The following is an 18759-nucleotide window of genomic DNA, read 5'->3' on the forward strand; positions in this document are numbered from 1 at the left end:
CGCGTCCCCGGCGGGCGCCGACTGCGCCCCCCACCGCCACGGTGATCAGCGGGGCGCCGACCGGCAGCTCCTCGCCCTCCTCCCCGAACCGGGCGGTGACGACACCGCCGTACGGGCAGGGCACCTCCACCATCGCCTTGGCCGTCTCGACCTCGACGACCGGCTGGTCGATGGCGACGACGTCGCCCACCGCCACCAGCCACCGCACGATCTCGGCCTCGGTCAGGCCCTCGCCGAGGTCGGGCAGCTTGAATTCCATGACCTGCGGCATCAGTTCTCCCACTGCAGGCGGGCCACGGCGTCCAGGATCCGCTCGACACCGGGCAGGTGGTGCTTCTCCAGCATCGGCGGCGGGTACGGGATGTCGAAGCCGGTGACGCGCAGCACCGGCGCCTCCAGGTGGTGGAAGCAGCGCTCCGACACGCGGGCGGCGATCTCCGCGCCCGGTCCGCCGAAGCCGCCGGCCTCGTGGACCACGACCGCGCGCCCAGTGCGGCGTACGGAGGCGACGACGGTCTCCTCGTCGAAGGGGACGAGGGAGCGCAGGTCGACGACCTCCAGGTCCCAGCCCTCCTCGCGGGCCGCCTCGGCCGCCTCCAGGCAGACCGGCAGCGAGGGGCCGTACGTGATCAGGGTGGCACTCGTACCGGCCCGGCGGACCAGGGCCTTGCCGATGCCCGGGACGGCCGCGGGCGCCTCCGGCGACCACTGCGACTTGGACCAGTAGAGCCGCTTCGGCTCCAGGAAGACCACCGGGTCGTCGCTGGCGATCGACTCGCGCAGCAGCCCGTACGCGTCCTCGACCGTCGCCGGGGTCACGACGGTGAGCCCGGGAGTGGCCGTGTAGTAGGCCTCGGAGGAGTCGCAGTGGTGCTCGACGCCGCCGATCCCGCCGCCGTACGGCACGCGGATGGTGATCGGCAGCGGCATCTTGCCCCGGGTGCGGTTGCGCATCTTCGCCACGTGCGAGAGGAGCTGCTCGAAAGCCGGGTAGGCGAACGCGTCGAACTGCATCTCCACGACCGGCCGCAGCCCGTACATGGCCATGCCGACGGCGGTGCCCAGGATTCCGGCCTCGGCGAGCGGGGTGTCCGTGACGCGGTCCTCGCCGAACTCCTTCACGAGCCCGTCGGTGATGCGGAAGACCCCTCCCAGCGCGCCGACGTCCTCGCCCATCACGTGGACGGTGGGGTCCTCGGCCATCGCGTCGCGCATGGCACGGGTGAGGGCCTGCGCCATCGTCGCGGGCTTCGCGGCAACGGTCGTCATCACTCCCCCTCCGCTTCCAGCTCGGCGCGCAGCATGGCGGCCTGCTCGCGCAGCCGGTCGGTCTGCTCCGCGTAGACGTGCGCGAAGAGGTCCATCGGGTCGGTCACGGGATCGGCGTTCATCCGCTCGCGCAGGTCCGCCGCCATCGCCTCGGCCGCGTCGCGCGCCTCCCGGATGCCTTCCTCGTCGAGGATCCCGCGCGCGGTCAGCTCGCGCTCCAGCAGCTGTACCGGGTCGTGCGCCTTCCAGGCCTCGACCTCGGCGTCGGTGCGGTAGCGGGTGGCGTCGTCGGCGTTCGTGTGGGCCTCCATCCGGTAGGTGACGGCCTCGATCAGGGTCGGTCCGCCGCCCGTACGGGCCCGCTTCACCGCCTCGGTGAGGACCTCGTGCATGGCGGCGACGTCGTTGCCGTCGACCAGCCGGCCGGGCATGCCGTAGCCCACGGCCTTGTGGGCGAGGGTGGGCGCGGCCGTCTGCTTGGCGAGCGGGACGGAGATGGCGAAGCCGTTGTTCTGGACCAGGAAGACCACCGGGGCCTGCCAGACGGCCGCGAAGTTCAGGGCCTCGTGGAAGTCGCCCTCGCTGGTGCCGCCGTCGCCGACCATGGCGAGCGCGACGACCTCGTCGCCGCGCAGCCGCGCGGCGTGCGCCAGGCCCACCGCGTGCGGCAGCTGGGTGGCGAGGGGGGTGCACAGGGGGGCTATGCGGTGCTCGCGGGGGTCGTACCCGGTGTGCCAGTCGCCGCGCAGCAGCGTCAGGGCCTGTACGGGGTCGAGTCCGCGCGCCACGGCCGCGAGGGTGTCGCGGTAGCTCGGGAAGAGCCAGTCCTGCTCCTCCAGGACCAGCGCGGCCGCGATCTCGGCGGCCTCCTGCCCGACGGTGGAGGGGTAGACGGCGAGACGGCCCTGTCGGGTCAGCGCGGTGGCCTGCGCGTTGTAGCGGCGGCCCCGGACGAGCTCGGCGTAGTACCGGCGCATGAGCGCGGGGTCGAGCTCCTCTGCCGCCGGAGTGCCCAGCACCCGGTAGGGCTCGGGGTCCGGCAGCAGGGGGGCGGCCTCCATGCGGGGCCTCCAGGCGGGCGGCGGGGTGACACGGTGCGGCGCACCGGCACCGGGCAGCTCTTGGACCGTCATGGCGGCGTACACCTCCTCGTGGGAAGCGGGCTGGGAGCGCCACCGGGTGTGAGGCGCCTCACCAACCGATTGTTCGGTCGTTGGCGCAATTTGGCTACAGGCGGCTCCAGGCTGTGGACAAAGTGGCGGCGGGGCCCTGGGATGGGTGCAGGACGTCCAGCAGAGGGAGGCAGTGGGCAATGCCGGATGAACAAATGGCCGGAGCGGGTTCCGCACCGGTCCCGTCGGGGGGCGCACCTTCAGGCCCATCGGTGCCGCCGCGCCCCCTGGACCCCATCGACCGTTCGATCATGCGGTTGCTCCAGGCGGACGGCCGCGCGTCGATACGGTCGGTGGCGGAGCAGGTGCACGTCTCCCGGGCCAACGCCTACGCGCGGATCAACCGGCTGATCGACGACGGGGTGATCCGCGGCTTCACCGCCCGGGTCAACCACGAGCGCGCGGGTCAGGGCGCGTCTGCCTACATCACGCTGAAGATCGTCCAGAACTCCTGGCGGACGGTGCGCGAGAAGCTCCGGGAGCTGCCGGGTGCGGCACACATCGCGCTGGTCAGCGGGGATTTCGACGTCCTGCTGCTGGTCCACACGCCGGACAACCGCACGCTGCGGGAACTGGTCCTGACCCGCCTGCAGGCCATCCCGGAGGTGCTGTCCACGCGCACGCTGCTGGTGTTCGAGGAAACGGATCTGCTGGACCCTGGCCCGTCGGGCGGCCCCGCCCTCACGGAGGACTGAGCGGGGCCGGACGGGTGGGCCGGACGACTGGGCCGGACGGGTGTGCAGACCGGTTACGCGGCCTTGGTGCGCAGGCCGTCCAGGGCCATGCTGACCACCGCGTCCGCGAGCTGGTCGGGGGTGGTGCCGGGGTGCGGCCGGTACCACTCGACCAGCGAGTTCACCATGCCGAACAGCAGGCGGGTGGCGAGCCGGATGTCCACGTCGGCGCGCAGGTCCCCGTCGGCGGCGGCCGCCTTGAGGAGCTCCGCGACCTGGTGGTCGAACTCGCGGCGGCGCTCCAGGGCCCAGCGCTCGGTGCGGGTGTTGCCGCGCACCCGCAGCAGCAGGGTGACGTACGGCAGCTCCGCGACGAGGACCTCGACCGTGCGGCGCGTGACGTACTCGACGCGCGCGACCGCGGGGCCGCGTACGGCGCCCGGCTCGTCCAGGATCCCGAACAGGCCGTCCAGGGCCCGGCTGACGGCGCGGTGGAGGAGCTCCTCCTTGCCCGCGACGTGGTGGTAGATCGAGGACTTGGAGATCCCGGCGGCCTTGGAGAGGTGCTCCATCGAGGTGCCGTCGTAGCCGCGCTCGTTGAAGACCTGCACGGCGACGGACAGCAGCGTCTCCGGGGTGTAGGTGTCCCGCCTGGTCGTGGTCACTCGGCCCCCTCCCCTTCCCCGCCCTCGTCCTCGTCCTCGCCGGCCTCGTAGCCCAGCTTGAACAGTGCCAGCGAGGGCGCGTAGCGCCCGCCCGGACACCGTTCGTCGAGGTGGTGCAGCAGGTCGTAGGCCCAGTCGCGGCCGAGCCGGTCGTGCCATTCGGCGGGGCCGAGCGGGTAGTTCACGCCGAGCCGCATCGCGGTGTCGATGTCCTCCGCGGAGGCCACGCCGCGCGCCACGGCGTCGGCGGTGAGGTCGATCAGCATCGCGACGGTCCGGGCGACGATCATGCCGGGGACGTCTCCGATGACGGAGACCTTCTTGCCGAGCTTCTGGAACAGGCCGATCGCCTCGGCGAGGGTGCGCTCGCTGGTGTCCGCGCTCGCGGACAGCGCGATCCGGGTCGCGTCGCGGTAGTCGAGCGCGAGGTCGAAGTAGACGACGTCGGCGAACTCGACCGAGGTCTTGCCGTCCGCGAGCACCAGCTGGCCCTCGCCGGGCAGCTGGATGTACGGGCCCCCGTGCCCGGTGGCGGTGACCGCGATCCCGGCCTCCTCCATCAGGTCGGCCAGGACGGCGGCCGGACCGAGGTCGCCGACGACGGTGACCTTCTCCGGCGCGTCCTCGGGGCCCGCCGTGTGCGGGGCGGGCGCCTGCGCGTCCTCGGCGTACGGGAACCAGCCGTGGCCGGTCTTGCGGCCGAGGCGGCCCGCCTGGACCAGGCGGCGCTGGGCGAGCGAGGGGGTGAACTTGGGGCTCCGGAAGAAGGAGTCCCAGACGGAGCGGGTGACGGCCTCGTTGACGTCCTGGCCGATCAGGTCGGTCAGCTGGAAGGGCCCCATCTTGAAGCCGCCGCTCTCGCGCAGCACGGCGTCGATGGTCGCGGGGTCGGCGCCCTGCTCCTCGTACACCGCGAAGGCCTCGGCGTAGAAGGGGCGGGCGATCCGGTTGACGATGAAGCCGGGGGTGTCGGCGCAGCGGACCGGCGTCTTCCCCCAGCCCAGGACCGTGCGGTACGCGCGCTCGGCGGCCTCCGGGTCGGTCGCGTGGCCGCTGACCACCTCGACGAGGGGGAGCAGCGGGGCCGGGTTGAAGAAGTGCAGGCCGAGGAAGCGGCCCGGGTGGGCGAGGCCGGCGGCGAGCTCGGTGACGGAAAGGGAGGAGGTGTTCGTCGCCAGCAGCGCGTCCGGCGAAACCACTCCTTCGAGGGCCGCGAACAGCTCGCGCTTGACGGTGACGTCCTCGACGATCGCCTCGATCACCAGGGCGGCGGAGGCGAGTCCCGCCAGGGTCCCGGCGGAGTCGAGCCGGCCGACGGCGTCGTCGGCCTCGGCCCGGTCCAGCCGTCCCTTGGCGACGAGCCGCTCGACCCGGCCGCCCACGGTCTGGACCGCCTCGCGGGCCCGCTCGGGCACGGAGTCGTAGAGGCGTACGCGATGACCTGCGAGGAGGGCGACCTGGGCGATGCCCTGTCCCATGGTTCCGGCGCCGATGACCGCCACAGTGCGAGCCCGCTCGATTGCTGTCATGTCCTGATCCTCCCGCACGGGGTTGTCCACAGGTCTGCCGGGCCCTCTTGTACCGACCGATCGTTCGGTTACTCTAACTCCAGTCTGCTCTTCTTCACCCGCCCCAGCCCGATCCCAGCCTGACTCCAGCCTGAATCCCAGTCTGCGAACCAGCCTGATCCTGCCCGGCTCAACGAGGAGTTGGTCCCTGATGGCCGCCGAGCTCACCGTCCCCCAGCTTTCCGAGAAGCACCGGACCACCCTGGACCAGGCGCTGGATGCCATCCGCAGCCGCGCCTACTGGTCCCCGCACCCCGAGCACCCCAAGGCCTACGGGGAGAGCGCCCCTGCCGACGGGCTCGCCGCCTTCGAGGCCGTCCGCGGCACCCGCTTCGACCTCGGGCAGCCCGGCACCGACGGCTGGACCGGCGGCGAGGTCTCGCCGTTCGGCCCGGAGCTGGGCGTCGAGTACCCCCACGTCGACCCGGACGTGCTGCTGCCCGCGATGAAGGCCGGCATCGCCGCTTGGCGCGACGCCGGTCCCGAGACGCGCGCCCTGGTCTCCATCGAGATCCTCGCCCGCATCTCCGCCCGCACCCACGAGTTCGCGCACGCGGTCATGCACACCAGCGGCCAGGCCTTCATGATGGCCTTCCAGGCGGGCGGCCCCCACGCGCAGGACCGCGGCCTGGAGGCGGTGGCCTACGCGTACGAGGAGCAGACCCGGGTTCCCGGACAGGCCGCCTGGTCGAAGCCGCAGGGCAAGAAGGACCCGCTGGAGCTCGGCAAGACCTTCACGGCCGTGCCGCGCGGCATCGCGCTGATGATCGGCTGCAACACCTTCCCCACCTGGAACGGCTACCCGGGCCTGTTCGCCTCCCTCGCCACCGGAAACGCCGTCCTGGTCAAGCCGCACCCGCGCGCCGTGCTGCCGCTGGCGCTGACCGTGAAGGTGGCCCGCGAGGTCCTCGCCGAGGCGGGCTTCGACCCGAACCTGGTCGCCCTGGCCGTCGAGCGGCCGGGCGAGGGCATCGCCAAGACCCTGGCCGTCCGCCCCGAGATCAAGCTCGTCGACTACACCGGTTCGACCGAGTTCGGCGACTGGCTGGAGACCAACGCCCGCCAGGCGCAGGTGTACACGGAGAAGGCCGGCGTCAACACGGTCGTCGTCGACTCCACCGACGACTACAAGGGCATGCTGTCCAACCTGGCCTTCTCCCTGTCCCTGTACAGCGGCCAGATGTGCACCACCCCGCAGAACCTGCTGATCCCCCGCGACGGCATCGGGACGGACGCCGGCCACAAGTCCTACGACGAGGTCGTCGCCGACCTCGCCGCCTCGGTCGGCGGCCTGCTGGGCGACGACACCCGCGCCAACGCCCTGCTGGGCGCGCTGGTCAACCCGGACGTCAAGGCCCGGCTGGAGGCCGCGGCCGGCCTCGGCGAGGTCGCGCTGGCCTCCCGCGAGGTGGTCAACCCCGAGTTCCCCGACGCGGTCGTGCGCACCCCGGTGATCGTGAAGCTGGACGCCGGCAAGCCGGACCCGGACGCGGCCTACCTGTCCGAGTGCTTCGGCCCGGTCTCCTTCGCGGTGGCGGTGGACTCCACGGCGGACGCCCTCGACCTGCTGCGCCGCACGGTGCGGGAGAAGGGCGCGATGACCGTGGGCGCGTACACCACGTCCGCGGACACCGAGCGGGCGATCGAGGAGGTCTGCCTGGAGGAGTCGGCGCAGCTCTCGCTGAACCTGACGGGCGGGGTCTTCGTGAACCAGACCGCGGCCTTCTCCGACTTCCACGGCTCCGGCGGCAACCCGGCGGCCAACGCGGCGCTGTGCGACGGAGCGTTCGTCGCCAACCGCTTCCGCGTGGTGGAGGTCCGCCGCCAGGGCTAGGGGATGTTGCGAAAGTCCTGTGCGGTGCTCACGGTGTCCGGTGCGTGCTCTCGGCGCGCCGGGCGAAGGCCCTCGTACTGGGCGTACTCGGGACTTCGACCGGTGCGGCGAGAGTGCGTGCCGGGCGCCGTGGGCGCCGTGCGGGACTCTCGCAACACCCCCTAGTGCCTAGTCCTTGGGGCCGCCCCAGTGGAAGAGGGTCATGGCGACGCTGGTGGCCAGGTTGTAGCTGGAGACCTGCGGCCGCATCGGCAGTGACACGAGGTGGTCCGCCCGGGCGCGCAGCTCGGGCGAGATCCCGTGCCGCTCGGAGCCGAAGGCGAGCAGGGCGTCGTCCGGGAGGACGAGGGCACGGATGTCCTCGCCCTCCGGGTCGAGCGCGTACACCGGGCCCGGCGGGAGCTCCTCCAGCTCCAGCCGGTCCACGGTGGTCGCGTAGTGCAGCCCGGCGCCGGCGCGGACCACGTTGGGGTGCCAGGGGTCGAGGTCGCCCCGGGTCACCACGCCGGTGGCCCCGAAGCCGGCTGCGAGGCGTACGACGGCGCCGACGTTACCGAGGTTGCGGGGGTTGTCGAGGAGCACGACGGGGGCGTGCCGGGGCATCCGGGCCAGCGCGGCCCGTCCGGCCTCCCGGCCCGGCCGCACGGCGAGGGCGGCGACCCCGGTGGGGTGCACGCGGGGCAGCAGCTCCTTGAGCCGGCCCGGCCGCACCAGCCGGGCCACCGCCGCCTCCACATCGGGCGCCAGCCCGGCGGCGAGCTCCCGCACCCGCTCGGGCTCGTCGGCGACGACGTCCAGCACTTCCGCCCCGAAACGCAGCGCGTGCTTCAGCGCGTGGAACCCGTCGAGCAGTACGACGTCGTCCCGCCCGGCGATCCCGGCCCATGCGCTCAACTGCTCACTCATGCCCCGACCCTACGGCCCACCGCTGCGCGGGGCTTGCCCCTCCCCGCCCTTCCACCGTTCCCCGGGCTCTGCCCGGACCCGCGCCTCAATCGCCGGCGGGGCTGGATCTTCCAGCCCCGCCGGCAATTCCAGCCTCGCCGGCGTTCGAGGCGCGGGGGTCCGGGGGCGGAGCCCCCAGGAGGGGGGTCCGGGGCGCAGCCCCGGGAAACGGAGAAAGGGCGGGGCGGGGAGCAGCTCCGCGCAGCGGCACCCGCCCCCACGCGGCAGCGACCCGGGCCCCCACCCACACCAGCAGCCCCGTCGGCAGGAACACCGCATCGGCGGCGATCATCGCCAGCGAAAAGAACGGCAGCCCCAGCAGTACCGCGATCCCGGCGTGCTCCAGCATCATCACCGCCAGCAGCACGTTCTTGACCCGCCGGTTGAACAGCGTGAACGGGAACGCCACCTGCACCAGCACGGTCCCGTACGTCAGCAGCATCACCACCACCCCGCTCGACGCCACCAGCTCCGACAGCCAGGGCCACGGGGTGAAGTAGTCCAGGCTCAGCGGGTAGTACAGTGCGGTCCCGTCCTGCCACCGCGAGCCCTGGATCTTGTACCAGCCGGCGGTGGCGTAGATCAGGCACACCTCGGCCGTGATCACCAGCATCCCGGCGTTGTGCAGCAGGTTCGCGAGCACGTCGAGGGTCGCCCGCCGCTCGCCCGCGGGTTCGTACCGGTCGGCGAGCCACCACAGCGCCGTCCCGGTCCACAGGATCCCGAAGAACACGAGCCACAGCGTGCCGAGGTGCCCGCTCACCACCCCGTACGCGAACCCGGCGCCCAGCAGCGCCCACAGCACCGGCCCGGCGGCCCCCGCCGTCGCCGAGCCGCGCAGCCGGGCCCGGCGGGCGTCCAGCGACCACACCTGCCCGCAGCGGGTCAGCACGAGGTAGACGGCCATCAGGTGGATGACGTTGTCCCCGCCGTCGCCCATGAACACGCTGCGGTTCTGCAGCGACAGCACCCCGATCATGAACAGGACCGAGGCGGCCCGCGTCCGCCAGCCCAGCACCAGCAGGACGCTCGCGAGCACGGAGAGCGCGTACACGGTTTCGAACCACGGCGTCGAGTCCGACCACATCAGGACCGTGAAGGCGCGGTTCGAGGCGATCAGCCGCTGGGCGAGCTCCCAGCTCCACGGCCCGTCGGGGCCGTACAGCTCGTGCCGGTGGGGGAACTCGCGCAGCAGGAAGAACAGCCAGGTCGCGGCGAAGCCGATGCGTACGACGGCGCTCTGGTAGGGGCCCAGCGCGTGTCCGGTGGCCTTCGCGACCGCCCGCGCGAGGGTGCTCCTCACACGTTCCACCACGGCAGCTCCCGGTAGTACGTCTGGGTGTCGGTCTTCTCCCCGCTCCAGGGGGGCGCGGCCACCGACCGGGTCGCCGAGCGCAGCTGGATCCGTACGATCCGCTCGCCTCCCGGCGTCGCGCCGGTCAGCCGGTCCACGGCGATCCGCTTCAGGTACTGCTCGGCCAGCTCCCCGCGCTCGCCGTCGGGCTTGTCGTCCTCGTCGTGGGAGCCGGTGAAGAAGTCCCAGGCCCTGCGGAGCTCGTTCTGCTGGGTGTGGCTCGGCAGCAGGCCGTGGCGGATCGCCGCGCCGTCCTCGGCGGACAGGTCGCGCCAGTCGCGGGTGACGAGTTCCCCGTCGGCGGTGCGGACCTGGGCGCGGACCTCCACGGCGATGTTCTGCTGGAGCGGGTTGGGTGCGAACAGCTTCCAGTTCTGTTCGAACTCGGGGTAGATCCAGCCGTCCACGAGCCGGGCGTTCTGCTTGCCGACGGTATTGGCGGGCGCGACGTGCAGGAAGACCAGTCCGAGGTGCAGGCAGGCGCCGACGCCCACGGCTCCCAGGGCGAGGGCCGCGAGGACCCGGTAGGGGGCGGACAGGCCGGCGATCCCGGGTGCGCGGGGCGGTGCGGGCTGCGCCGGGGCGGCTGACGGAAGGGCTCCTTCCGCAGGCTCGCGCTCGTTCGAATCCATCCCGCCCCGATCATCCGGCTTCCACAGGGTTGCCCGCAGAGGTTGACACCCTACGGGCCGCCGTCTCACCATTGAAGAGGATGAACCGAACGATCGGTCGGTCGGGCGGACGGCACACTCTGACAGGGGACCGGGATGGTCGCAGTGACCCCGGAAACGGGCACGTCAGGCACGGTGGACGGCGCGGTGGACGGGCAGTCCGCGGACCTCGGCGCACAGCTCCGTGCGGACTTCGACGCCGCCGTGGCGGCCGACGAGCGCGTGGAGCCCCGGGACTGGATGCCCGAGGAGTACCGCGCCTCCCTGGTCCGGCAGATGGCGCAGCACGCGCACTCCGAGATCATCGGCATGCAGCCCGAGGCCAACTGGATCACCCGCGCGCCCTCGCTGCGCCGCAAGGCGATCCTCATGGCCAAGGTCCAGGACGAGGCGGGCCACGGGCTGTACCTCTACAGCGCCGCCGAGACCCTCGGCACCAGCCGCGACGAGCTGCTCGACAAGCTCCACTCGGGCAAGCAGAAGTACTCCTCGATCTTCAACTACCCCACCCTGACCTGGGCCGACGTCGGCGCCATCGGCTGGCTCGTGGACGGCGCGGCGATCACCAACCAGGTGCCGATCTGCCGCTGCTCCTACGGCCCCTACGCCCGCGCCATGGTCCGGATCTGCAAGGAGGAGTCCTTCCACCAGCGCCAGGGCTACGAGCTGCTCCTCGCCCTCTCGCAGGGCACCGAGGCCCAGCACGCCATGGCGCAGGACGCGGTCGACCGCTGGTGGTGGCCCTCGCTGATGATGTTCGGCCCGCCGGACGACGAGTCGGTCCACAGCGCGCAGGCGATGGCCTGGAAGATCAAGCGCCACTCGAACGACGAGCTGCGCCAGCGCTTCGTGGACATCGCCGTCCCGCAGGCCGAGTCACTGGGCCTGACGCTGCCCGACCCGGACATCAAGTGGAACGAGGAGCGCGGCCACCACGACTTCGGCGCCATCGACTGGGCCGAGTTCTGGGACGTCCTCAAGGGCAACGGCCCCTGCAACGAACAGCGGATCAGCCAGCGGCGCAAGGCGCACGAGGAAGGCGCCTGGGTCCGCGAGGCCGCCTCCGCCTACGCCGCGAAGCACACCAGCACCGGACGAGAGGTACAGGCATGACGCAGAACTGGCCCCTGTGGGAGGTGTTCGTGCGCTCGCGCCGCGGCCTCTCGCACACGCACGCGGGAAGCCTGCACGCCCCGGACGCGGAGATGGCCCTGCGCAACGCCCGCGACCTCTACACGCGGCGCAACGAGGGCGTCTCCATCTGGGTCGTGCCCTCCGCGGAGATCACCGCCTCCTCGCCGGACGAGCGGGACCCGTTCTTCGCCCCGTCCGCCGACAAGCCCTACCGTCACCCCACCTTCTACGAGATCCCCGAGGGGGTGCGCCACCTGTGAGCGCCGGCACCGACACCCGCACCGCGGCCGCCCTCGCCCTCGGCGACGACGCGCTGATCCTCTCCCACCGCCTCGGCGAGTGGGCGGGCCACGCCCCCGTCCTGGAGGAGGAGGTCGCCCTGGCCAACATCGCCCTCGACCTGCTCGGACAGGCCCGCCTGCTGCTGTCCATGGCGGGCGACGAGGACGAGCTGGCCTTCCTGCGCGAGGAGCGCTCCTTCCGCAACCTCCAGCTCGTCGAGCAGCCCAACGGGGACTTCGCCCACACCATCGCCCGCCAGCTGTACTTCTCCTTCTACCAGCACGAGCTGTACGGGGAGCTCGCCGCCGGCGACGGCCCGTTCGCCCCGCTCGCCGCCAAGGCCGTGAAGGAGACCGCCTACCACCGGGACCACGCCGAGCAGTGGACGCTGCGCCTCGGCGACGGCACCGAGGAGAGCCGGGCCCGGATGCGCGCGGCGCTGGACGCCCTGTGGAAGTTCACCGGGGAGATGTTCCTGCCCGTCGAGGGCGTCGGCCTGGACCAGGCCGCCATGGAGGCCCTGGAGGGCCGCTGGCTGGCCGCGCTGGGCGGCGTACTGGACCGGGCGGGGCTCACCCTGCCCGAGGGTCCGCGTACGGGCGCCTGGGCCGCCGGAGCCGGCCGCCAGGGGCTGCACACGGAGCCGTTCGGGCGGCTGCTCGCCGAGATGCAGCACCTGCACCGCAGCCACCCCGGAGCGTCGTGGTGAGCGCCGGGGCCGGGACCACCCGCCTGGAGGCGGAGCTGGCCGAGCTGGCCGGTTCCGTCCCCGACCCGGAACTGCCCGTGCTGACCCTGGCCGAGCTGGGCGTCATGCGCGGAGTGCGGATGCACGAGGACGGGCACGCCGAGGTGGTCCTGACCCCGACGTACACCGGCTGCCCGGCCATCGAGGCCATGTCCGCCGACATCGAACGGGTCCTCACCGGCCACGGCATCCCCGAGGTGCGGGTCACCACGGTGCTGTCCCCGGCCTGGTCCACCGACGACATCAGCGCCGAAGGCCGCCGCAAACTGGCCGAGTTCGGCATCGCACCGCCCCGCCCGCACTCCACTGGCGGACCGGTACCGCTGACGCTGTCGGTGCGCTGCCCCCACTGCGGTTCGACGGACACCGAACTGCTCAGCCGCTTCTCCTCCACCGCGTGCAAGGCGCTGCGCCGCTGCGTCTCCTGCCGCGAACCGTTCGACCACTTCAAGGAGCTGTAGATGGCCGCACCCCGCCACGGCGCGTTCCACCCGCTGACGGTGGCGGCAGTCGACCGGCTCACCGACGACTCGGTGGCCCTGACCCTCCGGGTCCCCGAGGAACTGCGCGAGGACTACCGCCACGCCCCCGGCCAGCACCTGACGCTGCGCCGCCGCGCCGCCGAGGGCACCGAGGTCCGCCGCACCTACTCGATCTGCTCCCCCGCCCCGGCCCCCGACGGCCCCGGCCCGGCCGAACTGCGGGTGGGAGTGCGCCTGGTGGAGGGCGGCGAGTTCTCCACGTTCGCGCACAAGGAGGTCGCCGCCGGCGACGTGCTGGACGTGATGGTCCCGGCCGGACGGTTCGTGCTGGAGCCGGCCGCCGCCCCGCGGGCCGCGCACTACGCGGCGATCGTCGGCGGCAGCGGCATCACCCCGGTGCTGTCGATCGCCGCCTCGGTGCTGGCGGCGCGGCCCGACACCCGGTTCTGCCTGGTGCGCAGCGACCGCACGGCGGCCTCGACGATGTTCCTGGAGGACGTGGCCGACCTCAAGGACCGCTACCCCGACCGCTTCCAGCTGGTCACCGTGCTCTCCCGCGAGGAGCAGGAGGCCGGGCTGCCCTCCGGGCGGCTCGACGAGGCCCGGCTGGTGTCCCTGCTGCCCGCGCTGCTTCCGGTCGAGGAGGTGACGGGCTGGTTCCTGTGCGGCCCCTACGGGCTGGTGACCGGCGCGGAGCGGGCCCTGGGCGCGCTCGGCGTCGTACGGACCCGGGTGCACGAGGAGGTCTTCCACGTCGAGGAGACCGCCCCGCAGGGCCCCGTCCGCTCCGTGCCGCCTCCGGCCCACGGCCGGGTGACCGCCCGGCTCGACGGCCGCTCGGGCACCTGGCCCGTACAGGACGGCGAGTCCCTGCTGGACACCGTGCTGCGCAACCGCGCCGACGCCCCGTACGCCTGCAAGGGCGGCGTGTGCGGCACCTGCCGGGCCTTCGTGGTCTCCGGCGAGGTGCGGATGGACCGCAACTTCGCACTGGAGGCGGAGGAAACGGACGCCGGGTTCGTGCTGGCCTGCCAGTCCCACGCCCTGACGGAGGAAGTGGAGATCGACTTCGACCGGTAGGCCGGTGGGCCGGTGGGCCGGTGGGCCGGTGGGCCGGTGGGCCGGTGGGCCGGTGGGCCCGCAGGGTGTCCGAGGCGTCGGGGCCTGTCCAATTTCCGCGCACTGCTCTATCTTGACGCACCGTCAGATCAGGGCGTCAGCCGGTGCGCGCAGGAGGACAGGCAGTGGACTTCACCTTCACCGAGGAACAGCAGGCCGCCGTCGAGGCCGCGCGGGCCGTCTTCGCCGGCGTCGCCCCCGACGGCGTCCCCAGCCCCGCGCTCACGCCCGGAGCCGTCGCGGACGACTTCGACCGGCCGCTGTGGGCCAGGCTCGCCGGCTCCGACCTGCTGGGCCTCGTCCTCGCCGAGGAGCACGGCGGGGCCGGCCTCGACGCCATCGCCCTGTGCCTGGTGCTGCGCGAAGCGGCGCGGGTACTGGCCCGGGTACCTCTGCTGGAGCACTGCGCCACCGCCATGGCCGTCCAGGCCCACGGCAGCCCCGAACTGGCCGCCGCCCTGCTGCCCGGCGCCGGCAACGGCACGCTCGTGCTCACCGCGGCCGCACACGGCCGCACCGGCCACGACCCCGCCGAACTCGCCGTCACCGCACGCCGCGAGGGCTCGGACTGGCTCCTGGACGGGGTACAGACCTCCGTGGCCTGGGCCCACGGCTGCGACTGGATCGCGGTCCCCGCCCACAGCGGCGAGGGCGAGGCCGTCCTCGCGCTCCTGCCCCGCGCCACCCCGGGCCTCACGCTCGCCGACCAGTACTCCACCAGCGGCGAGCGGCTCGCCGAACTCACCCTCGACGCGGTACGGGCACCCGCCGCCCACGTGATCGACGCCCCCGGCGCCTGGGACCGGCTCCACCAGCTGCTGGCCACCGGCACCTGCGCCCTCGCACTCGGCCTCGGCGAGGCCGCCCTCACCATGACCAGCCAGTACACCGGCAAGCGGGAGCAGTTCGGCTTCCCCGTGGCGACCTTCCAGGCCGTCGCGGTGCAGGCCGCCGACCGCTACATCGACCTGCGCGCCATGGAGGCCACCCTCTGGCAGGCAGCCTGGCGGCTCGACGCCGCGACCGGCGGGGCGGGCGGACCGCTGCCCAGCGCCGGGGACGTCGCCGTCGCCAAGATCTGGGCCTCGGAGGGCGTACGCCGGGTCGTGCAGACCGCCCAGCACCTGCACGGCGGCTTCGGCGCGGACACCGACTACCCGCTGCACCGCTACCACGCGTGGGCCAAGCAGCTGGAACTCCAGCTCGGCCCGGCCGCCGCGCACGAGGAGGCACTGGGCGACCTGCTGGCCGCCCACCCCCTGGCCTGAGCGGAGAACTAGAGCACGAAGGCCGGGTTCCCGTTGTCCGTCACCATCGGGCGCCCGGCCCGCTCCCACGCCTGCATCCCGCCGTCGACGTTCACGGCCTCGATGCCCTGGCGCACCAGGTACTGGGTGACCTGGGCGCTACGGCCGCCCACCCGGCACATCACGTACGCGGTACGGCCGTCCGCGACGGCCTCGGTGACCTCGCCGAAGCGCGCCACGAAATCGCTCATCGGGACGTGCAGCGCACCCTCGACGTGCCCGGCCGCCCATTCGTCGTCCTCACGGACGTCGAGGACGAAGCCTTCGGCGGGCACCGCGCCGGCGTCCACCGAGGGAAGCGGTCCGAGGTTCATAACAGTCGCCTTCTCTCTTCACGGATCTGGTCTGCCAACCTATCCGAAGCCCCGGCCGGGCCGGGCTCATCCGGCGCTGTACGACGCCAGCTCCGCCTCGCGCTCGGAGACCTGCGCCAGCAGCTGCTCCGCGATCTCCTCCAGCAGCCGGTCCGGGTCGTCCGGAGCCATCCGCAGCATGGCGCCGATCGCGCTGTCCTCCAGCTCCTTCGCCACCAGCGAGAGCAGCTCCTTGCGCTGGGCCAGCCACTCCAGCCGGGCGTACAGCTCCTCGCTCTCACTCGGGCCCGCCTCCTCGGGCACCGGGCCGGCCTCCCACTCCTCGGCGAGCTCGCGCAGCAGCCGCTCCTCACCGCGCCCGTAGGCGGCGTTGACCCGGGCGATGAAGGCGTCGCGGCGCGTGCGCTCGGCCTCGTCCTGCGCCAGGTCGGGGTGGGCCTTGCGGACCAGCTCCCGGTACAGCCGCCGCACCTCCTCGGTGGGCCGCACCCGCTGCGGCGGCTGCACCGACCGGTCGGTGAGCATCGCGGCGGCGTCGTCGGAGATCCCGTCCGAGCCCAGCCAGTCGTGGAACAGCTCCTCCACGCCGGGCATCGGCATGACCAGCGCGCGGGCCTCCTGGGCCCGCCGCAGGTCCTCCGGATCACCGGTGCGGGCCGCCTTCGCCTCCGCGATCAGCGCGTCCAGCTCGTCGAGGCGCGAGTACATCGGGCCGAGCTTCTGGTGGTGCAGCCGGGAGAAGTTCTCGACCTCCACCCGGAAGGTCTCCACGGCGATCTCGAACTCGATCAGCGCCTGCTCGGCGGCCCGCACGGCGCGCTCCAGCCGTGCCTCGGGCCGCTCGTCACCGGGGACGGCGGACTCTTCGGGGGCGGTGGGTTCGGTCTGCTCGCTCACCCGGCCAGCCTACGGCCCGCCCCGGGCCACGTTTCACGTGAAACGTAGGGGATGTTTCACGTGAAACGCGCAGGCCCCGTGAAACCCGCGGGCGGGCCCACCGCTCAGACCCCGAACTCCGCCGCGATACGTCCCGAGCGCACCGCCGCCACCAGATCCGCGTGATCGGCCTCGCTCCGGTCGGCGTACGCCACGGCGAACGCGGCCATCGCCTCGTCCAGCTCCTCGTTCTTGCCGCAGTACCCCGCCAGCAGCCGCGGGTCGGCGCTGTGCGCGTGCGCCCGGGCCAGCAGGGCGCCGGTCATCCGGCCGTAGTCGTCGATCTGGTCCACGGCCAGCGCCGCCGGGTCCACGCTGCCCTTGCGGTTGCGGAACTGCCGGACCTGGTACGGAAGCCCTTCGACGGTGGTCCAGCCCAGCAGGATGTCGGAGACCACCTGCATCCGCTTCTGCCCGGCCACCACCCGGCGGCCCTCGTGCTCCTCCGCCGGCGCGTGGAAGCCCAGCCCGGGCAGGTGCGGCAGCAGCACCGACGGCCGCGCCTCCTTCACCTGGAGCACCAGCGGCTCACCCCGGTGGTCCAGCAGCAGCACCACGTACGAGCGAGTGCCCACGCTGCCGGTGCCGACGACGCGGAAGGCCACGTCGTGGATCGCGTACCGGGCCAGCAGCGGCAGCCGGTCCCCCGACAGGGTCGCCAGGTACGGGCCCAGCGAGGCGGCCACGGCCGCGGCCTCCCCGTCGCCGACCCGCCGCAGCACCGGCAGCGCGTCCACGAAGCGCCTGCTCCCGTCCGCGAGCAGTTCGGTCGATTTGGCGGCGAACCGCGCGGAGGTGTTGTTGCGGGCCTTCTCCGAGACCCGATCCAGCGTGCCCAGCAGGTCCCGGGCGTCGGTGTGTGAGACCAGTTCCTCGTCCGCGATCGCGTTCCACGCGTCGAGCGCGGGCAGTTTCGCCAGCAGCCGCATGGTGCGCCGGTAGGCGCCCACCGCATCCCGGGCCGCCGCCAGACAGGTGTCCTCGCAGGCGCCCGCCACCCGCCCGGCCAGGATCAGGGAGGTCGCCAGCCGCTTCACGTCCCACTCCCACGGACCGAAGACGGTCTCGTCGAAGTCGTTCAGGTCGATCACGAGCCGGCCGCGCGCGTCCCCGTACAGGCCGAAGTTGGCCGCGTGGGCGTCACCGCAGATCTGCGCGCCCACCCCGGTCACCGGACCGCCGGACAGGTCGTGCGCCATCAGCCCGGCCGCCCCGCGCAGGAAGGCGAAGGGGTTGGCGGCCATCCGGCCCACCCGTATCGGGGTCAGCTCGGCGACCCGCCCCACGTTGGACTCCTCCACCGCGCGCACCGCGTCGGGCCGCCCGGCCGGCGCCTCGAACCGCGCGTGGGCCGCCCGCGGGACGCGCAGCCTCAGCGCCTTCCCCGCCTCCTTGGGCGAACCGCTGACGTTCCGCGGCGCGAAGCCCGCGACGCGCGGGACGCGCCCGCCGTCCCGCCCCGCGGCCGGGTCCACGGCCACGCCCGCTCCGCCCGACGCTCCGGCCACCCCGCCCGCCGCCGCGTACTGCTCCGGTATCGCCACCATCCGCGCTGCCCCGCCCTGTTCGCGCCACACCGGCCACTCCGTGGCCGATCAAGTCCGGGCAGACCGTACCTACAGCCCGGCGTCCCTGGCCAGCAGGGCCGCCTGAACCCGGTTCTCGCAGCCCAGCTTCGCCAGGATCCGGCTCACGTACGTCTTCACGGTCGCCTCGCTCATGTGGAGCCTGCGCCCGGCGTCCGCGTTCGACAAGCCCTCGCCCAGGAGCGCCAGCACACCGCGCTCCCGCTCGCTCAGCTCCGCGACCCGCCGGCGGGCCTCCTCGCCGCGACCCGCGGCCGGCCCCGTGGCCAGCTGGTCCACCACGTGCCGGGTCGCCCCGGGCGAGAGGTAGGCGTCCCCGGCCGCGGCCGCGCGGACGGCGCCGATCAGCTCACCCGGCGCCGAGTCCTTCAGCAGGAAGCCCGCGCCGCCCTGGCTCAGCGCCCGCAGCACGTTCTCCTTCTCCCCGAAGGTGGTCAGGATCAGCGTCCGGACCGCCGGCGCGGCCCGGCCCAGCTCGCCCAGCGCCGACAGCCCGTCCATCACCGGCATCTGGATGTCCAGCAGGACCACGTCCGGGGCGTGCGAGAGGGCCAGCTCGACCGCCTCCCGGCCGTTGGCGCCCTCGGCGACGACCTCGATGTCCGGCGCCGAGGTCAGGATCATCCTGATCCCCGCGCGGATCAGCGGCTCGTCATCAGCGATCACCACTCTGATCACCTTGGCTGTCACCCGCACGCT

Annotated in this window: 20 protein-coding genes; 8 read left to right on the top strand and 12 right to left on the bottom strand. The window is 73.2% G+C overall.

Annotated elements, in window-relative coordinates:
- The 3 genes from SSNG_RS17365 to pdhA all read right to left on the bottom strand — a co-directional run.
- Positions 1-271, bottom strand: a 271-nt coding sequence (locus tag SSNG_RS17365) for a biotin/lipoyl-containing protein (RefSeq protein WP_042801220.1), incomplete at its 3' end; no start/stop codon positions are given.
- Entirely contained in the window at positions 271-1269 is a 999-nt protein-coding gene (locus tag SSNG_RS17370) for an alpha-ketoacid dehydrogenase subunit beta (RefSeq protein WP_042801222.1), read from the bottom strand. The genes SSNG_RS17370 and SSNG_RS17365, both read right to left, overlap by 1 nt.
- Positions 1269-2402 carry a pyruvate dehydrogenase (acetyl-transferring) E1 component subunit alpha gene (gene pdhA / locus SSNG_RS17375; RefSeq protein WP_042803682.1) on the bottom strand — a complete coding sequence of 378 codons (1134 nt, stop codon included), beginning with the start codon at positions 2400-2402 and terminating at the stop codon, positions 1269-1271. The genes SSNG_RS17370 and pdhA overlap by 1 nt, the downstream gene beginning before the upstream one ends.
- Positions 2403-2596: 194 nt before the next feature.
- Here pdhA and SSNG_RS17380 point away from each other — a divergent pair, with 194 nt between their 5' ends.
- On the top strand, positions 2597-3136 hold the full coding sequence (locus tag SSNG_RS17380) for an Lrp/AsnC family transcriptional regulator (protein WP_050779655.1): 540 nt from the start codon (positions 2597-2599) through the stop codon (positions 3134-3136).
- 53 nt (positions 3137-3189) lie between these two features.
- Here the strand turns inward: SSNG_RS17380 and SSNG_RS17385 are convergent, their stop codons facing one another.
- Together SSNG_RS17385 and SSNG_RS17390 are read right to left on the bottom strand one after the other, a co-directional pair.
- Positions 3190-3780 carry a TetR/AcrR family transcriptional regulator gene (locus tag SSNG_RS17385; protein WP_007265180.1) on the bottom strand — a complete coding sequence of 197 codons (591 nt, stop codon included), beginning with the start codon at positions 3778-3780 and terminating at the stop codon, positions 3190-3192.
- Entirely contained in the window at positions 3777-5309 is a 1533-nt protein-coding gene (locus tag SSNG_RS17390; protein ID WP_042803684.1) for a 3-hydroxyacyl-CoA dehydrogenase, read from the bottom strand. The genes SSNG_RS17385 and SSNG_RS17390 overlap by 4 nt, the downstream gene beginning before the upstream one ends.
- A 190-nt stretch (positions 5310-5499) precedes the next feature.
- Between SSNG_RS17390 and paaN the strand changes: the two genes are divergently transcribed.
- Entirely contained in the window at positions 5500-7182 is a 1683-nt protein-coding gene (gene paaN, locus SSNG_RS17395; protein WP_007265182.1) for a phenylacetic acid degradation protein PaaN, read from the top strand.
- A 168-nt stretch (positions 7183-7350) separates the two neighbouring features.
- Here paaN and SSNG_RS17400 read toward each other — a convergent pair whose 3' ends face one another.
- From SSNG_RS17400 to SSNG_RS17410, 3 genes are all read right to left on the bottom strand, one after another.
- Positions 7351-8088: a TrmH family RNA methyltransferase gene (locus SSNG_RS17400; protein ID WP_007265183.1), complete on the bottom strand. Its 738-nt coding sequence runs from the start codon at positions 8086-8088 to the stop codon at positions 7351-7353.
- Between the two features lie 85 nt (positions 8089-8173).
- Positions 8174-9430: an HTTM domain-containing protein gene (locus tag SSNG_RS17405; protein ID WP_007265184.1), complete on the bottom strand. Its 1257-nt coding sequence runs from the start codon at positions 9428-9430 to the stop codon at positions 8174-8176.
- A complete protein-coding gene (locus SSNG_RS17410; protein WP_042801228.1) occupies positions 9427-10113 on the bottom strand; it encodes a DUF5819 family protein in 687 nt (228 codons plus the stop codon). The genes SSNG_RS17405 and SSNG_RS17410 overlap by 4 nt, the downstream gene beginning before the upstream one ends.
- A 135-nt stretch (positions 10114-10248) precedes the next feature.
- Between SSNG_RS17410 and paaA the strand changes: the two genes are divergently transcribed.
- The 6 genes from paaA to SSNG_RS17440 all read left to right on the top strand — a co-directional run bounded on the left by paaA (position 10249) and on the right by SSNG_RS17440 (position 15185).
- Entirely contained in the window at positions 10249-11265 is a 1017-nt protein-coding gene (paaA, locus tag SSNG_RS17415) for a 1,2-phenylacetyl-CoA epoxidase subunit PaaA (RefSeq protein WP_007265186.1), read from the top strand.
- Positions 11262-11546 (top strand): 1,2-phenylacetyl-CoA epoxidase subunit PaaB, encoded by a 285-nt coding sequence (paaB, locus tag SSNG_RS17420; RefSeq protein ID WP_042801229.1) that lies wholly within the window; start codon positions 11262-11264, stop codon positions 11544-11546. Before paaA ends, paaB begins: the two co-directional genes overlap by 4 nt.
- Positions 11543-12277, top strand: a complete 735-nt coding sequence (gene paaC / locus SSNG_RS17425; RefSeq protein WP_042801232.1) for a 1,2-phenylacetyl-CoA epoxidase subunit PaaC — start codon at positions 11543-11545, stop codon at positions 12275-12277. Before paaB ends, paaC begins: the two co-directional genes overlap by 4 nt.
- Entirely contained in the window at positions 12271-12777 is a 507-nt protein-coding gene (gene paaD / locus SSNG_RS17430) for a 1,2-phenylacetyl-CoA epoxidase subunit PaaD (RefSeq protein WP_007265188.1), read from the top strand. The genes paaC and paaD overlap by 7 nt, the downstream gene beginning before the upstream one ends.
- The gene (locus SSNG_RS17435; RefSeq protein ID WP_007265189.1) at positions 12778-13878 is read left to right on the top strand and encodes a 2Fe-2S iron-sulfur cluster-binding protein; all 1101 of its coding nucleotides are present in this window, start codon (positions 12778-12780) and stop codon (positions 13876-13878) included. It begins immediately after the preceding gene.
- Between the two features lie 164 nt (positions 13879-14042).
- Complete coding sequence (locus SSNG_RS17440) at positions 14043-15185, top strand: acyl-CoA dehydrogenase family protein (protein ID WP_042801236.1); 1143 nt, start codon at positions 14043-14045, stop codon at positions 15183-15185.
- 8 nt (positions 15186-15193) lie between these two features.
- Here SSNG_RS17440 and SSNG_RS17445 read toward each other — a convergent pair whose 3' ends face one another.
- The 4 genes from SSNG_RS17445 to SSNG_RS17460 form a co-directional block, all read right to left on the bottom strand.
- Complete coding sequence (locus SSNG_RS17445; protein ID WP_007265191.1) at positions 15194-15538, bottom strand: rhodanese-like domain-containing protein; 345 nt, start codon at positions 15536-15538, stop codon at positions 15194-15196.
- Between the two features lie 66 nt (positions 15539-15604).
- Positions 15605-16435 (bottom strand): J domain-containing protein, encoded by an 831-nt coding sequence (locus SSNG_RS17450; RefSeq protein WP_007265192.1) that lies wholly within the window; start codon positions 16433-16435, stop codon positions 15605-15607.
- A gap of 104 nt (positions 16436-16539) precedes the next feature.
- Positions 16540-18021, bottom strand: coding sequence for a DUF2252 domain-containing protein (locus SSNG_RS17455; protein WP_042803686.1), 1482 nt, complete (start codon positions 18019-18021; stop codon positions 16540-16542).
- Between the two features lie 69 nt (positions 18022-18090).
- Positions 18091-18750, bottom strand: a complete 660-nt coding sequence (locus SSNG_RS17460; RefSeq protein WP_042801238.1) for a response regulator transcription factor — start codon at positions 18748-18750, stop codon at positions 18091-18093.
- Positions 18751-18759: the final 9 nt, after the last annotated feature.

The organism is Streptomyces sp. C, from assembly GCF_000158895.1.
In the GTDB taxonomy this organism is placed as follows: Bacteria; Actinomycetota; Actinomycetes; order Streptomycetales; family Streptomycetaceae; genus Streptomyces; species Streptomyces racemochromogenes.